The sequence below is a fragment of the Delftia sp. RIT313 genome, assembly GCF_000632165.1.
Taxonomy (GTDB): domain Bacteria; phylum Pseudomonadota; class Gammaproteobacteria; order Burkholderiales; family Burkholderiaceae_C; genus Comamonas; species Comamonas acidovorans.
This window is the reverse complement of sequence record NZ_JFYT01000029.1, coordinates 80,315-95,648: the sequence shown is the minus strand read 5'-3', so window position 1 is coordinate 95,648 and position 15,334 is coordinate 80,315. Positions and strand designations below refer to the sequence as shown.

Below are 15,334 nucleotides of genomic sequence, written 5' to 3'. Positions count from 1 at the left end.
TTTGCAGCACATTCGAAAAAACCAAGCGCCCGCATCGGGCAAACACAAGAAGAGGCCACACATGAGCATTCTGGGCACCCAACTCAATCCGCGTTCGGCGGACTTCCTGGCCAATGCCGCCGCCATGCGCGCCGTGGTCGAAGACCTGCAGGCCCAGGTGGCCAAGGTCGCCGAGGGCGGCGGCGAGGCCGCGCGCGCCAAGCACGTGGCGCGCGGCAAGCTGCTGCCGCGCGACCGCGTGGCCATGCTGCTGGACCCGGGCACGCCCTTTCTGGAGATCGCGCCGCTGGCCGCGCTCAACATGTACCGCAACGATGCACCCGGCGCGGGCCTGATCGCCGGCATCGGCCGCGTCAGCGGCGTGGACTGCATGATCGTGTGCAACGACGCCACGGTGAAGGGCGGCACCTACTACCCGATGACGGTGAAGAAGCACCTGCGCGCCCAGGAGATCGCCGCACAGAACCGGCTGCCCTGCATCTACCTGGTGGACTCGGGCGGCGCCAACCTGCCCAACCAGGACGATGTGTTTCCCGACCGCGAGCACTTCGGCCGCATCTTCTTCAACCAGGCCAACATGAGCGCCCAGGGCATTGCCCAGATCGCCGTGGTCATGGGCTCGTGCACGGCCGGCGGCGCCTATGTGCCGGCCATGAGCGACGAGTCCATCATCGTCAAGAACCAGGGCACCATCTTCCTGGGCGGCCCGCCGCTGGTGAAGGCCGCCACGGGCGAGGTGGTCAGCGCCGAGGACCTGGGCGGCGGCGACGTGCACACGCGCCTGTCGGGCGTGGCCGACCACCTGGCCCACAACGACACCCACGCGCTGGCGCTGGCGCGCCAGTCCGTGGCCAACCTCAACCATGCCAAGCAGCCGGCGGCCGGCGACCTGCCCCCCGAGGCGCCGCTGTTCGATGGCGGCGAGCTGTACGGCGTGATCCCCGTGGACACGCGCAAGCCCTTCGATGTGCGCGAGATCATCGCCCGCGTGGTGGACGGCAGCCGCTTCGACGAGTTCAAGGCCCGCTTCGGCGCCACCCTGGTCTGCGGCTTTGCGCGCATCGAGGGCATGCAGGTGGGCATCATCGCCAACAACGGCATCCTGTTCAGCGAATCGGCGGTCAAGGGCGCGCACTTCATCGAGCTGTGCTGCCAGCGCAAGATCCCGCTGGTCTTCCTGCAGAACATCACGGGCTTCATGGTGGGCCGCAAGTACGAGAACGAAGGCATTGCCCGCCACGGCGCCAAGCTGGTCACGGCCGTGGCCACGGCGGCCGTGCCGAAGTTCACCATCATCATCGGCGGCTCCTTCGGCGCGGGCAACTACGGCATGTGCGGCCGCGCCTACTCGCCGCGCTTCCTGTGGATGTGGCCCAACGCGCGCATCTCGGTCATGGGCGGCGAGCAGGCGGCCAGCGTGCTGGCCACCGTCAAGCGCGACGGCATCGAGGCCAAGGGCGGCCAGTGGACGGCCGAGGAGGAAGAGGCCTTCAAGGCCCCCATCCGCCAGCAGTACGAGGATCAGGGCCACCCCTATTACGCGACGGCGCGCCTGTGGGACGATGGCGTCATCGACCCTGCCGACACGCGCCGCGTGCTGGCGCTGGGCCTGGCGGCCACGCGCAACGCTCCCATAGCGGACACGCGCTTCGGCGTGTTCCGCATGTGACGGCGGCCCCTCTTTCCTTGCAGCGAGGTACTTCATGAAAACCACCGCACTGACCCTCGAATTCCAGGGCCCCCTGGCCACCATCACGCTGACCCAGCCCGAAGTGCGCAACGCCTTCAGCGACGAGGTCATCGCCGACATCACCCAGGCCTTCCACTCCGTGGGCAAGCGCAGCGACGTGCGCGCCGTGGTGCTGGCCGCCGAGGGCCCGGCCTTTTGCGCAGGCGCCAACCTCAACTGGATGCGCCGCATGGCCGACTACTCGCGCGACGAGAACCGCGAGGACGCCGGCCTGCTGGCCGAAATGCTGCGCGTGATCTACGAATGCCCGCAGCCCACCATCGCGCGCGTGCAGGGCGATGTCTATGCGGGCGGCATGGGCCTGGTCGCTGCCTGCGACATGGCCGTGGCCGCCGAGGGCGCGGGCTTTTGCCTGTCCGAGGTGAAGATCGGCCTGATCCCCGCCACCATCAGCCCCTACGTGATCCGCGCCATGGGCGCGCGCGCTGCCCACCGCTACTTCCTGACCGGTGAGCGCTTCGACGCGGCCGAGGCGCTGCGCATCGGCTTCGTGCACCGCGTGGTGGCGGCCGACGAGCTGGACAACGCCGTGGACGGCCTGCTCAAGCACCTGGTCAGCGCCGGTCCCGCCGCCGCCCGCGCCTGCAAGCGCCTGGTGATCGACGTGGCCGAGCGCGAGATCAACGAGCAGCTGATCGCCGCCACCGTCGAAGGCATTGCCGACATCCGCGCCAGCGCCGAGGGCAAGGAGGGCGTGCAGGCCTTCCTGCAAAAGCGCAAGCCGGCCTGGCTGGCCTGACACGCGCGGGCTACCCATTCATCGCGCCACCACCGAGCAACGCCGAGCCAACGCCGAGCCAACACCATGAGCACCCTGACCGACTCCCTCGTCCAGTGGCTGCAGTCCGTGGGCCTGTACCCGGGCCCGGCCGTGCACCACACGGTCAGCGAGGCGGCTGGCGAAGTGGCCGAGCGCGTGGGCCAGGCCACCAGCGGCATGGACATGGCCGGCCTGCTGGCGCTGGCCGCCGCACTGGGCTGGGCCAGCGGCTTTAGGCTCTACGCCGTGGTCTTCGTGACCGGGCTGCTGGGCGCGCTGGGCTGGGTGGCGCTGCCGGGCGGGCTGCATGTGCTGGAGCATCCGGCCTTGCTGTTCGCCAGCGGCGCGCTGCTGTTCGTGGAGTTCTTCGCCGACAAGATCCCCGGCGTGGACTCGGTCTGGGACCTGCTGCAAAGCGTGATTCGCATCCCTGCGGGCGCGGCGCTGGCGGCCGGCGTCTTCGGCGCCGACAGCGCGACCATGGCCACCATGGCAGCCCTGATGGGCGGCTCGCTGGCCCTGTCCAGCCAGGTGGCCAAGAGCACGGCGCGCGCGGCCATCAACACCTCGCCGGAGCCGTTTTCCAACGTGGGCGCGAGCCTGGTGGAGGACGGTGCCTCGGTGGGCGCGATCTGGCTGGCGCTCACGCATCCGCTGGCCTTCGCCGCCGTGCTGCTGGTCGTGGTCATCGCCCTGTGGCTGCTGACCTGGGCGCTGTGGCGCTTTCTCAAGGCCGTGGTGCAGCGCCTGCGCTCGCTGTTGGGCGGCTCTCCCGCGATGAATCAAAAACCATAGCCGCCGGTCGCCGAATGACCGGGGCTGCAGAGAAAACACTGGAGATAACGCATGTTCAAGAAGATCCTGATCGCCAACCGCGGTGAAATCGCCTGCCGCGTCGCGGCTTCCGCCCGCCGCATGGGCGTGCGCACCGTGGCCGTGTACTCGGACGCCGATGCCCGCGCCAAGCATGTGCAGGCCTGCGACGAGGCCGTGCACATCGGCGGCAGCGCCCCCAAGGACAGCTATCTGCGCTGGGAACGCATCCTGGAGGCCGCCAAGGCCACGGGCGCCCAGGCCATCCACCCCGGCTACGGCTTTCTCAGCGAGAACGAGGAATTCGCCCAGGCCTGCGCCGATGCCGGCCTGGTCTTCATCGGCCCGCCGCCCTCGGCCATCCGCGCCATGGGCCTGAAGGCGGCCTCCAAGCAGCTCATGGAAAAGGCCGGCGTGCCCCTGGTGCCCGGCTACCACGGGGCCGACCAGGACCCGCAGCTGCTGCAGCGCGAGGCCGACCGCATCGGCTACCCGGTGCTGATCAAGGCCAGCGCGGGCGGCGGCGGCAAGGGCATGCGCCTGGTCGAGCGCAGCGAGGACTTCGCCGCCGCCCTGGCCAGCTGCCAGCGCGAGGCCATCAACAGCTTCGGCGACGACGCCGTGCTGGTCGAGAAATACGTGCTGCGCCCGCGCCACATCGAAATCCAGGTCTTTGGCGACACCCAGGGCAACTGCGTCTACCTGTTCGAGCGCGACTGCTCGGTCCAGCGCCGCCACCAGAAGGTGCTGGAGGAGTCCCCAGCGCCTGGCATGACGCCCGCGCTGCGCCAGAAGATGGGCGAGGCCGCCGTGGCCGCCGCCCAGGCCGTGAACTACGTGGGCGCGGGCACGGTGGAATTCATCGTCGAGCAGCCCGGCGGCTACGACCAGCCCGAGGCCATGAAGTTCTACTTCATGGAAATGAACACCCGCCTGCAGGTCGAGCACCCGGTGACCGAGGCCATCACGGGCGAGGACCTGGTGGACTGGCAGCTGCGCGTAGCCAGCGGCCTGCCCCTGCCCAAGCGCCAGGACGAGCTGCGCATCACCGGCCACGCCATCGAGGCGCGCATCTGCGCCGAAAACCCCGACAACGGCTTCCTGCCCGCCACCGGCACCCTGCATGTCTACCGCAAGCCCGACTGCGCCAGCTTCCATGTCGGCGACGTGCGCGTGGACGATGGCGTGCGCGAGGGCGATGCCATCAGCCCCTTCTACGACTCCATGATCGCCAAGCTCATCGTGCATGGCGGCACGCGCGAACAGGCGCTGGCGCGGCTCGATGCCGCCCTGGCCGAGACACGCATCGTGGGCCTGGCCACCAATGTGCAGTTCCTGCGCCTGGTCATCGCCAGCGATGCCTTTGCAACCGCCAAGCTGGACACGGCGCTGATCGAGCGCGAGAAGCAGCATCTGTTCCACCAGCAGCGCCTGCCGCAGGCCCAGGCCGTGGCCGCCGCCGTGGCCCAGGTGCTGCAGGCCGAGCGCGCGCAGGAAACCACCGACCCCTTCAGCCGCCGCGACGGCTGGCGCTCGCACGGCGTGGCCGAGCGGCGCTGGGACTTCCGTCAGGGCGAGGCCGCCGTGCCCGCGCGCCTGCGCTACCTGCATGACGGCGCGCTGCAACTGGCCGTGGGCGAGGGCGAGTCCCTCGCCGAGGGCCTGCTGTCCTGGCAACAGGCCGGGGACGGCGCCTTCGACGTGCAGTTCGCGGGCCAGCGCCTGCGCGCCCAGGTCCATGTGCTGGGCGAGCAATGCCATGTGTTCGCCCCCCAGGGCGCGGCCGTGCTGGGCCTTGCCGATCCGCTGGCCCATGCGGGCGAGGTGCAGTCCGAAGGCGGCCGCCTGACGGCGCCCATGCCGGGCAAGGTGGTCTCCTTTGCCGTCAAGGCCGGAGACAAGGTCAGCAAGGGCCAGCCGCTGGCCGTGATGGAGGCCATGAAGATGGAGCACACCATCGCCGCGCCCGGCGACGGCGTGGTGGCCGAGCTGCTGTACGCGCCCGGCGACCAGGTGACCGAAGGCTCCGAGCTGCTGCGCCTGGAAAGCTGAGCCCGCAGGCAAGACAGTTTTGCGCAAAAGTCGCGCGTGGGCGTCGCCAGGCCGTTAGGCTTGGCCCCCTATGCGAGTGACTTTCTGCTGCGAAGACACCAGGCCCGACGCCTGGCTGCAAGGACTGCGCGCGGCCCTGCCGGGCGCCGAGGTGGACATCTGGTCGCCGGGCGCGCCGCAGGCCGACTACGCCCTGGTCTGGGCGCCACCCCAGCGCTTCATCGACGAGCAGCCGGGCCTCAAGGCCGTGTTCAACATCGGCGCGGGTGTCGATGCGCTGCTGCCGCTGCGCCTGCCGGCCGACCTTCCCGTCTACCGCCTGGAGGACGCCGGCATGGCCGTGCAGATGGCCGAATATGTCTGCCAGGCCGTGATCCGCTTCTTCCGCGGCCTGGACGGCTACGAGGCCGACATGGCCGCCGGCCTGTGGCAGCACCGGCCCAATCCCCGGCGTGCCGACTTCCCCGTGGGCGTCATGGGGCTGGGCCGCATGGGCGAGCGCGTGGCGCGCGCGCTGACGGTGTTCGATTTCCCCGTCAACGGCTGGAGCCGTACGCCGCATGCCATCGACGGCGTGCGGGGCTTCTGCGGCCCGCAGGACTTCGACGCCTTTCTGCGCGCCACCCGCATCCTCGTCAACCTGCTGCCGCTGACGCCCGAGACCGACAGCATCATCGACGCGCGCAGCCTGGCCCTGCTGCAGCCGGGCGCCTATGTGATCAACGTGGGACGCGGCGGTCATGTGGCGGACGAGGACCTCATCGCCGCCATCGACGGGGGCCATGTGTCCGGCGCGTTGCTCGACGTGTTCCGCACCGAGCCGCTGCCCGACGGCCATGCCTTCTGGCGGCATCCGCGCATCACGCTCACGCCCCACACCTCGGCCCGCACCCTGGCGCGCGACAGCGTGGAGCAGATCGTGGGCAAGGTCGCGGCGCTGAGCCGGGGCGAGGCCGTGAGCGGCCGCGTGGACCTGCGGCGCGGCTACTGACGGGCGCGCTCAGTCCAGCGTCACGCCGGTGCTGCGCACCAGCGCACCCAGGCGCTGGGAGTCGCTCTTGATCAAGGCGCCGAATTCGGCCGCCGTGCCGCCCACGGCCGGCGTGCCTATGGCCTCCCAGCGCGTGCGAAAGGCCGGGTCCTTGAAGATGGCGTTGACCGTGGCATTGAGTTTGTCGATGGCGGCGGGCGGCGTGCCCGCGCGCACGGCAATGCCATGCCAGCCCGTGATCTGGTAGCCGGGTACGCCGGCCTGGGCCATGGTGGGCACGTCGGGCAGCACCTTGGTGCGCTCGGCCGAGGTGACGGCCAGCGGGATCAGGCGCCCGCCCTGGATGTGCTGCAGCGAGCTGCCCACGATGTCGAACATCACGCCCACCTGGCCGCCGATCAGGTCGTTGAGTGCCGGTCCTGCACCCCGGTAGGGCACATGGCCCAGCTTGACCTGCTCCATGGAGTTGAACAGCTCGCCCGCCAGGTGCTGGGGCGTGCCATTGCCGGCTGAGGCAAAGCTCAGCGTCTTGCCCGTTTTGGCCAGGGCCAGCAGCTCGGCCACGGTCTTGACGCCCAGCGAGGGATGGACCTCCAGCACCAGCGGGAAGGCCGACAGCTGCACCACGGGCTCCAGGTCCTTGAGCGGGTTGAAGGGCATGCTCTTGTACAGCGAGGAATTCACGGCCATGGGGCCGCTGGCGGCCAGCAGCAGGGTGTGGCCGTCGGCGGGCGCCTGGCGGGCCACCTCGGCGCTGCCCAGGTTGCCGCCCGCGCCGCTCTTGTTCTCCACGATGACGGTCACGCCCAGGCGCTGCTGCAGCTCGGGCTGCAGCATGCGTGCCATCAGGTCGGTGGGGCCGCCGGGTGGATAGGGCACGACGAAGCGGATGGTCTTGCTGGGGAACGCCGGCGACGGGGTCTGGGCCGAGGCCTGGCCCGCCAGGCCCAGGGCCATGAAGGCCAGGGGAAGCGCCGTGAATGCGGTGGCTGCCTTGATTTTGGCGATGGCGTCACGCCGCGTGCCGTGGGTGGGCTGTTGCATGGTTGTGTCTCCTGCCTTTGGTTGGAATGGAAGGCCCGTCTTGTGCGGGCTCATGGGCCTATCGGCTTATGGGCTTATGGGCTTATGGGCCTGTAAGGCGCCTGGTGCTCAGCCCGGTGTGAAGCGCCGGCGTATGTCGTCGGCCGTGGCCAGGGGGCGGCCCAGCGCCTGGGCGGACACCACGGCCTGGCGGACCAGGGCGGCGTTGTCGGGCGCGGTGTGGCCGTCCCGCGTCAGCAGGTTGTTCTCGAAGCCCACGCGCGCATGGCCGCCAAACGCGGCGGCTGCCGCGATGCAGGTGTTTTCCGTGGCGCCGAAGGCGCACACGGCCCAGGGCTCGCCGCCGTCATGCGCCGCAAGAAAGGGCAGCAGGTCCTGGGGCCGCGAGGTCTGGCCAGCGCTGTAGCGGCCCAGCACGAAGAGCAGGAACCAGGGCGCCTCGGGCACCACGCCCTGGGCGCGCAGCGCCTGCCAGCGGCGCAGGTCGGCCACGTCGTAGAGGATGACCTGCACCATGACCTGGTCGCGCACCAGGCCCGTGAAAAAGTGCGCCAGTCCCGCATCGCCGATCTCGGGCTGGTCGATCTCGCGCAGGCCGATGGAGACGGCCTCGGGCCGCAGCGCCTGCACCATGGCGATCTGCTCGGGCGCGCGGTAGACGCCGGCCGCCTCGCTGGTGATCTGCACCACCATGTCCGTGCCCACGGCCTCGCGCACCACGCGCCAGGCTTCGCGGTAGCCGTCCACATCCAGGCTGTGGCGCCCCTGGGCGTCGCGGATGTGCATGTGGATCATGGCCGCGCCGGCATCCAGGCAGGCGCGTGCCGTGGCAGCCAGCGCCTGCGGTGTGATCGGCAGGGCTCGGTGGTCGGCCGGCTGCTTGTAGGCGCCGTTGGGGGCCACGGTGACGATCAGCGTGTCGCTCCACTGCGACGTGGTTGACGTGGGCGATGTGGGCGACGCGGTTGACTTGGGGACCGGCGTGCTCATGGCGTGTCCTGTGCCTGCTCCGGCACCGGCAGCTCGCTGGCCAGCAGGGCCAGGCCCTGGCGCAGCAGCGCGTCGTAGCGGGAACGCTCGGCCAGGCGGCGGTCCTCGGGCCAGTCGAAGAAGCCCTTGCCGGTCTTCATGCCCAGATCGCCGCGCGCCACGCGATCGCGCAGGGCCTGGGCCGGCACATCGGTGTTGGACAGCGTGGGGTACATGGTGGCGGCGGCCGCGCAGTGCACCTCGATGCCCGCATGGTCGCGCTGCAGCACGGGGCCGGCTGCCAGGAAGCGGAAGCCGAAGCCGAAGCGCACGGCGGCATCCACGTCCTCGGGCGAGGCAATGCCCTCGTCGATGAGGGCGAAGGCCTCGCGCGACAGCGCATGCTGCATGCGGTTGGCCAGAAAGCCGGGCTTGTCCTTCTTCACCAGCACCGGCACGCTGCCGCAGCCGCGCATGAAGCCGTGCAGCCACTGGCCCAGGGCCGGGTCGCTGCGCTCTCCCAGCACCACTTCCACCAGTGGCACCAAATGGGCGGGCATGAAGAAGTGCAGGCCCAGCATGCGCTGCGCCGTGGGCAGGCCGCTGGCGATGGCGCTGATGGGAAAGCCCGAGCTGTTGCTGGCCAGCACGGCGTCGGCCGGCGCATGCGCCTCAAGTTCGGCGAACAGCGCCTGCTTGGCATCCAGCCGCTCGGTGATGCATTCCACCACCAGGGCGACGCCATCCCAGGCCACATCCTCCAGCGCCGCGCAGACCGAGACCTGGGACGCGCACCGGGCAAAGCCGGCCGTGGCCAGCTCGATGGCAATGTGCTGCAGCAGCAGCTCGCGCCGTGCCGCGCCGGGGTCGACCACGGTCACCAGGGCGCCGCCCCGGGCCAGGACCACGGCCACATCGGCACCCATGGTGCCTCCCCCGACGACCACCGTGCGCGCGTTGCGCGGCGAACTGCTGTGCATGCTGTCTCCTGCTGATTTCATGGATTTGAGGCGCAGTCTAGGCAGCCGTCATTGAACGGTAAAGACGCATTTTTCGCTAAACTGATCGGCTATGAAGATCAATTGGTCGGCCCGCGAGGTCGATGTCTTTCTGGCGCTGGCCGATTCGCTGAGCTTTCGGCGCACGGCGCTGCAGATGCACCTGTCGCAGTCGGCCGTCTCGGGCACGCTGGCGCGGCTGGAAGAGATGCTGGGCGCGCGCCTGTTCGAGCGCACCACGCGCGCCGTGGAACTGACACAGGCCGGCGAGGTCTTCGCCGAGCAGGCGCGCATCCTGCGCCACCAGATGGACGAGACCGTGCGCCGCGTGCAGGAGGTGGCCCAGGTGCAGGTGGGCCGGCTGGCGCTGGCGGCCCTGCCTTCGCTGGCCGCGGGCCTGCTGCCCCGCGTGCTGGCGCGCTTCGCGGCCGAGCATCCGGGCGTGCATCTGGAACTGTTCGACAGCCTGGCCGGGCCGGCCTTCGACATGGTGCGCGCAGGCCGCGTGGACTTTGCGCTCACGGCGGCCAACCCCGCCTATGCCGACCTGGACTACCTGCCCCTGGCCTCCGACCGCTTCGTGCTGCTGCTGGGCCGCGGCCATGCGCTGGCGCGCGGGCGCGGCGATCTGGGCTGGGCCGACGTGGCCCATCTGCCCCACATCTCCATGCCGGCCGGCACCAGCGTGCGCCAGTACGCCGACGAGGCCCTGCTGACCCACGGCATACGCTTTGCGCCCCAGTACGCCGTGGAGCACCTGGCCACCATCGCGGCCATGGTGGCCGCCGATCTGGGCGTGAGCGCGCTGCCCCTGCTGGCCGCGCAGGTGGTGCAGCGGCCGGAAGTGGTGGCGCGCCCGCTGGCACGGCCGGTGCTGCGCCGCCCCATCGGCCTGGTGCGCCTGAGCGGCCGCCGCCTGTCGCCGGCTGCCGCGCGCATGGTGGAGATGCTGCGCGAGGAAATGGCGGCCCTGCCGGGCTGAAGGGGGCGCTGGCAGCCGTTGTGCATGGCCCGGCAGGATATGGGGTGGTGCCCGGGCCTGCAAGCCTGGACAATAGGGGCCGTACCCGTCATCCCGGTGAGAACACCCCATGAGCATTCCTTCCCGCGTCAAACTCGTCGATGTAGGCCCCCGCGACGGCCTGCAGAATGAAAAACAGCCCGTGCCCGCCGCCGTCAAGATCGAGCTGGTGCACCGCCTGCAGGAAGCCGGCCTCAAGGAAATCGAGGTCACCAGCTACGTCAGCCCCAAATGGGTGCCGCAGATGGCCGACAACGCCGAAGTCATGGCCGGCATCGTCCGCCGCCCCGGCGTGCGCTACAGCGTGCTCACGCCCAACATGAAGGGTCTGGAGGCCGCGCTGTCGGCGCCGCGCGAACTGTGGCCCGACGAGATCGTGGTCTTCGGCGCAGCCAGCGAGGCCTTCAGCCAGAAGAACATCAACTGCTCCATTGCCGAAAGCATCGAGCGCTTCGCCCCCGTGGCCGAAGCCGCCCGCGCCCAGGGCATCTACGTGCGCGGCGCCATGAGCTGCACCGTGGGCTGCCCCTACGAAGGCGAGATCGCCCCCGAGCGCGTGGCCTACCTGGCCGGCCTCATGAAGGGCATCGGCGTGCAGCATGTGGGCGTGGCCGACACCATCGGCGTGGGCACGCCCGTCAAGGTGCGCAAGGCCATCGAGGCCACGCTGCAGCACTTCGCCATCGACGATGTCTCGGGCCATTTCCACGACACCTACGGCCAGGCCGTGTCCAACACGCTGGCCGCGCTGTCGCTGGGCGTGTGGCAGTTCGACACCTCGGTGGCGGGCCTGGGCGGCTGCCCCTACGCCAAGGGCGCCACGGGCAATGTGGCCACGGAGGACGTGGTCTACATGCTGCAGGGCATGGGCATAGAGACCGGCATCGACCTGGACAAGCTGATTGACGCCGGCCAGTTCATCAGCGACCACCTGGGCCGCCCCACGCAGTCGCGCGTGGCCAAGGCACTGCTCACCAAGCGCGCCAGCGCGGCTGCATGCGAGGCGGTGTGAGCATGTGCGGATCTGAACTCCACCATCTTCCCGAAGGCGTGCAGCGCGTGGCGGCCTTCCTGCAGCAGGCCGGCCACGGCGACGGACCGCGCATGCTGGACGGCGCCGCGCGCACGGCCCAGGAAGCGGCCGACCAGCTGGGCATCCTCGTGGGCCAGGTGGCCAAGAGCATCATCTTCCGCCGCCGCAGCGACGGCGTGGCCGTGCTGGTCGTGGCCTCGGGCGACCGCCGCGTGGACGAGAAGAAGGTCGCGGCCCTGGTCGGCCCCGTGGGCCGTGCCGATGCCGACTTCGTCAAGGCGCAGACGGGCTTTTCCATCGGCGGCGTCAGCCCCGTGGCCCATGCCAACACGCCCGTGACCCTGGTGGACCGGGAGCTGCAGCGTTTCGACACCGTCTGGGCGGCCGCCGGCCATCCGCATGCGGTGTTCGCGGCCACGCCGGCTGCGCTGCAACTGCTGGCCGGCGCGCCCTGGGCCGACGTGGTGCAGGAGGTGGCGGCATGATGGGCCCCAAGGAAATGCTGGCCCAGAAGGCCCGCGCCGCATACGCTCCGCGTGCCGAAGAGGAGCCCGTGCTCTCGCCCTGCATCTCGGTCTGCCGCATGACGCCCGACCGCAGCCATTGCGAAGGGTGCTTTCGCACCATCGACGAGATCCGCGCCTGGTCCAAGTCCGATGCGCCGCAGCGCCTGGCGATCTGGAACGCGCTGCTGGAGCGCGCAGGCATCGCGGCCACCGCACCCTAGATCCCCATCACGACGCACCCGCCATGAAGCAGATCACCTTCCATCTCGACTTCATCTCGCCCTATGCCTGGCTGGCGTTCGCGCAACTGCCGCAGGCGCTGCAGGGCATCAGCCACCACATGCAGTACCGCCCCGTGCTGCTGGGCGCGCTGCTGCAGCGCCACGCCAACCCGGGACCGGCCGGCATCGCGGGCAAGCGCGAATGGACCTACCGCCATGTGAGCTGGCTGGGCCATGCCACGGGCGTGGGGCTGGACATGCCGGCCCGCCATCCGTTCAACCCGCTGCCGCTGCTGCGCCTGGCGCTGGAGTGCAGCGATGACGGCTCCATCAACCGCTTTGTGGCGGACGCCGTGCTGCGCCATGTCTGGCTGGGCGGCGCCGACGCGCTGGACCCCGCGCGGCTCGACGCACTGCGCGCCACGCTGGCGCCGCAGCTGCGCACGGATGCGGCGGACAACGCCAAGCGCCTGCTGCGCGAGAACACCGACGCCGCCGCCGCGCAAGGCCTGTTCGGCGTGCCGGCGTGGGAGGTCGATGGCCGCCTCTTCTGGGGCCTGGACAGCCTGCCCATGCTGCGCGCCTACCTGGAGGGCGACAGCTGGTTCGACAGCGGCTGGGACGCGGCTGCAAGCGTGGAGCAAGGCCTGAAGGTTTGAATGGCGGGGCTGGAACAACGGCCCCGCCCCATGCCCAACGCCTTCAACTTCGCCGCCTCGCCCTTCGACTGCCTCACGCCCGACGAACAGGCGCTGGTGCGCGATGGCGTGGACATCGCCTACTTCCCCGAGGGCGCCGTGGTGCTGGACGCGGGCTCGGCGCCCACCCACCTGTTCGTCATCATCAAGGGCCATGTGGTGCAGACCGAGGGCGACGAGGTGCTGGCCAGCTACGGCCCCGACGACAGCTTCGACGGCCGCGCCCTGGTGGCCGGCCGCACGGGTAGCCGCTTCACTGTGGCCGAGGAGCTCATCGCCTACCAGCTTGCGCGCGAAACCGTGGGCGAGCTGATCGCGCGCAACACGGCCTTTGGCGCCCTGCTGTTCTCCGACCTGGGCCACAAGCTGGGCACATTGGCCCAGCGCGCCGACCGGCACGAATTGCAGTCGCTGACGCTGGCGCGCGTGGACCAGGCCTATCTGCGTGCCGCCCATGTGGTGGATGCGGCCACCGACATCGTCTCCGTGGTGCGCCTGTTCCATGCCGAGCGCACAACCTGCGTGCTGATCTCGGGACTGCCGCAGGGCGGCCTGGGCATCTTCACGGGCACCACGCTGCAGCGCGCCATCCTGGACGGCCGCCCGCTGGACCGGCTGGCCGTGGGCGAATTCGCCAGCCAGCCCGTGTTCACCGTGCGCGCCGACGACCAGCTGGGCGATGCCCTGGTCGTGCTGCTGCGTGCGCGCGTGCACCGGCTGGCCGTGCTGGATGCACAGGGCCAGGTGCTGGGCATCCTGGAGGCGCTGGACCTGTTCAGCTTCCTGGCCAACCACTCCCACCTGATCACCGTGCAGATCGAGCAGGCCGCCGACCTGCAGGCGCTGGAGCAGGCCGCCGCCCAGATCACGCGCCTGGTGGCCGCCCTGCACCGGGGCGGCACGCGGGTGGCCCTGATGGCGCGGCTGGTGCAGCAGCTCAATGCGCGCCTGTTCGAGCGTGCCTGGCAGATGCTGGCGCCGCCGGACCTGGTGGCCCACAGCTGCCTCTTCGTCATGGGCAGCGAGGGGCGCGGCGAGCAGTTGCTCAAGACCGACCAGGACAACGGCCTGCTGCTGCGCGACGGCTATGCGCCGCCCCAGGACCTCGATGCCATCTGCGCGCGCTTTTCCGCGCAGCTGCAGCGCTTCGGCTACCCCGAATGCCCGGGCGGCATCATGCTCAGCAACCCGCAATGGCGCGGCACGGTGGCCAGCTTCGGCAGGCAGGTGCGCGAATGGCTGATCCTGCCCGGCCCCGAGGGCCTCATGCACCTGGCGATCTTCCTGGACGCCCATGCCGTGGCCGGCGATGCCGCGCTGCTGGCCACGGTGCGGCGCGACCTGATGGCGCTGGCCCTGGACAGCGATGCCCAGGTGGCGCGCTTCGCCTCGGCCGTCGACGCCTTCGCGCACGAGCCGGGCAGCTGGTGGGAGCGGCTGCTGGGCCGCGGCGGCGAGGGCGCGCCCGTGCACCTCAAGAAGGCCGGCATCTTCCCCATCGTCCATGGCGTGCGCAGTCTGGCGCTGTCCCAGCGCATCGCCGCCACCGGCACGGCCGAGCGCATCGCGGCCCTGGTGGACAAGGGCGTGCTCGACAGCGCCCAGGGCCAGGAGCTGCTCCAGGGCCTGCATTTCCTCATGGGCCTGCGCCTGCAGGCGGGACTGGCCGAGATCGACCTGGGCCGCCCCGTCACCGGCCATGTGGACCCGGCTCGCCTGAGCAGCCTGGAGCGTGATCTGCTCAAGGACACGCTGGCCGTGGTGCGGCGCTTCCGCGAACTGCTGCGCCAGCGCCTGCGGCTGGACGCCGTATGAGCGCGGCGCCCTTGCAGCGCTGGGTGGCGGGCCTGCGGCGCAACTGGCAGCGGCGCAGGCTGGCGGACCCGGCCTATGCCTTTCTCTTCGACGCGCCGCCGCCCGGCGAATGGGTGGCGCTGGACTGCGAGACCACGGGCCTGGATGTGCGCTGCGACCAGATCATCTCCATCGGCGCCGTGCGCATCGTGGGCGAGCGCATCCTGTCCAGCGAGCGCCTGGAGCTGCTGGTGCGCCCCTCGCGCAGCGTGCCCGGCGACAGCGTGCGCATCCACCGCCTGCGCGAGCGGGACCTGGCCCGGGGCCTGGCCATCGAGGACGCGCTGGTGCAGCTGCTGCGCTTCATCGGCAGCCGCCCGCTGGTCGGCTACTACCTGGAATTCGATGTGGTCATGATCGAGCGCGTGCTGCGTCCCTGGCTGGGCACGGGCCTGCCCAACGAGCGCATCGAGGTCTCGGCCCTGTACTACGACCACCGCTTCCGGCAACTGCTGCCCTGGCAGCAGCAGGCGCCCGAGATCGACCTGCGCTTTGCCACGCTGATGGCCGACCTGGGCCTGCCGCAGCGCGAGGCCCACGACGCGCTCAACGACGCTGTGATGGCGGCGCTGGCCTTCATCAAGCTGCGCAGGCTGGCCGGCGCGACGTAGGGCGCCCGGAAAG

General features: G+C 70.5%; 15 protein-coding genes. 12 read left to right on the top strand and 3 right to left on the bottom strand.

The window, feature by feature from the left end:
- Nucleotides 1–61 precede the first annotated feature (61 nt).
- From BW39_RS04955 to BW39_RS04935, 5 genes are all read left to right on the top strand, one after another.
- Nucleotides 62–1,669: a carboxyl transferase domain-containing protein gene (locus BW39_RS04955; protein ID WP_043820276.1), complete on the top strand. Its 1,608-nt coding sequence runs from the start codon at nucleotides 62–64 to the stop codon at nucleotides 1,667–1,669.
- Nucleotides 1,670–1,703: 34 nt separating this feature from the next.
- The gene (locus tag BW39_RS04950; RefSeq protein ID WP_012207769.1) at nucleotides 1,704–2,489 is read left to right on the top strand and encodes an enoyl-CoA hydratase/isomerase family protein; all 786 of its coding nucleotides are present in this window, start codon (nucleotides 1,704–1,706) and stop codon (nucleotides 2,487–2,489) included.
- A 66-nt stretch (nucleotides 2,490–2,555) separates the two neighbouring features.
- Nucleotides 2,556–3,305, top strand: coding sequence for a DUF4126 domain-containing protein (locus BW39_RS04945; RefSeq protein ID WP_043820273.1), 750 nt, complete (start codon nucleotides 2,556–2,558; stop codon nucleotides 3,303–3,305).
- A gap of 51 nt (nucleotides 3,306–3,356) precedes the next feature.
- Nucleotides 3,357–5,375: an acetyl/propionyl/methylcrotonyl-CoA carboxylase subunit alpha gene (locus BW39_RS32265; protein WP_043820272.1), complete on the top strand. Its 2,019-nt coding sequence runs from the start codon at nucleotides 3,357–3,359 to the stop codon at nucleotides 5,373–5,375.
- A gap of 70 nt (nucleotides 5,376–5,445) precedes the next feature.
- The gene (locus BW39_RS04935) at nucleotides 5,446–6,366 is read left to right on the top strand and encodes a 2-hydroxyacid dehydrogenase (protein ID WP_043820269.1); all 921 of its coding nucleotides are present in this window, start codon (nucleotides 5,446–5,448) and stop codon (nucleotides 6,364–6,366) included.
- A gap of 9 nt (nucleotides 6,367–6,375) precedes the next feature.
- On the opposite strand, the gene BW39_RS04930 is transcribed toward BW39_RS04935, so the two are convergent.
- The 3 genes from BW39_RS04930 to BW39_RS04920 form a co-directional block, all read right to left on the bottom strand.
- Nucleotides 6,376–7,410 carry a Bug family tripartite tricarboxylate transporter substrate binding protein gene (locus tag BW39_RS04930; RefSeq protein ID WP_043820267.1) on the bottom strand — a complete coding sequence of 345 codons (1,035 nt, stop codon included), beginning with the start codon at nucleotides 7,408–7,410 and terminating at the stop codon, nucleotides 6,376–6,378.
- A 108-nt stretch (nucleotides 7,411–7,518) separates the two neighbouring features.
- A complete protein-coding gene (locus BW39_RS04925; protein WP_043820265.1) occupies nucleotides 7,519–8,400 on the bottom strand; it encodes a 3-keto-5-aminohexanoate cleavage protein in 882 nt (293 codons plus the stop codon).
- Nucleotides 8,397–9,359: a 3-hydroxyacyl-CoA dehydrogenase family protein gene (locus tag BW39_RS04920; RefSeq protein ID WP_043820262.1), complete on the bottom strand. Its 963-nt coding sequence runs from the start codon at nucleotides 9,357–9,359 to the stop codon at nucleotides 8,397–8,399. Before BW39_RS04920 ends, BW39_RS04925 begins: the two co-directional genes overlap by 4 nt.
- A gap of 91 nt (nucleotides 9,360–9,450) precedes the next feature.
- On the opposite strand from BW39_RS04920, the gene BW39_RS04915 reads away from it, so the two are divergent.
- From BW39_RS04915 to BW39_RS04885, 7 genes are all read left to right on the top strand, one after another.
- Nucleotides 9,451–10,359, top strand: a complete 909-nt coding sequence (locus BW39_RS04915; protein ID WP_012207762.1) for a LysR family transcriptional regulator — start codon at nucleotides 9,451–9,453, stop codon at nucleotides 10,357–10,359.
- 109 nt (nucleotides 10,360–10,468) lie between these two features.
- Nucleotides 10,469–11,410: a hydroxymethylglutaryl-CoA lyase gene (locus BW39_RS04910; protein WP_043820259.1), complete on the top strand. Its 942-nt coding sequence runs from the start codon at nucleotides 10,469–10,471 to the stop codon at nucleotides 11,408–11,410.
- Nucleotides 11,411–11,412: 2 nt separating this feature from the next.
- Nucleotides 11,413–11,916: a YbaK/EbsC family protein gene (locus BW39_RS04905; protein ID WP_013800403.1), complete on the top strand. Its 504-nt coding sequence runs from the start codon at nucleotides 11,413–11,415 to the stop codon at nucleotides 11,914–11,916.
- A complete protein-coding gene (locus tag BW39_RS04900) occupies nucleotides 11,916–12,158 on the top strand; it encodes a DUF1289 domain-containing protein (RefSeq protein ID WP_049801477.1) in 243 nt (80 codons plus the stop codon). Before BW39_RS04905 ends, BW39_RS04900 begins: the two co-directional genes overlap by 1 nt.
- 23 nt (nucleotides 12,159–12,181) lie before the next feature.
- Nucleotides 12,182–12,817 (top strand): DsbA family protein, encoded by a 636-nt coding sequence (locus BW39_RS04895; protein WP_013800404.1) that lies wholly within the window; start codon nucleotides 12,182–12,184, stop codon nucleotides 12,815–12,817.
- A complete protein-coding gene (locus BW39_RS04890; protein WP_052155280.1) occupies nucleotides 12,818–14,671 on the top strand; it encodes a DUF294 nucleotidyltransferase-like domain-containing protein in 1,854 nt (617 codons plus the stop codon). It begins immediately after the preceding gene.
- Nucleotides 14,668–15,321, top strand: a complete 654-nt coding sequence (locus BW39_RS04885; protein ID WP_043820256.1) for a 3'-5' exonuclease — start codon at nucleotides 14,668–14,670, stop codon at nucleotides 15,319–15,321. The genes BW39_RS04890 and BW39_RS04885 overlap by 4 nt, the downstream gene beginning before the upstream one ends.
- Nucleotides 15,322–15,334 lie beyond the last annotated feature (13 nt).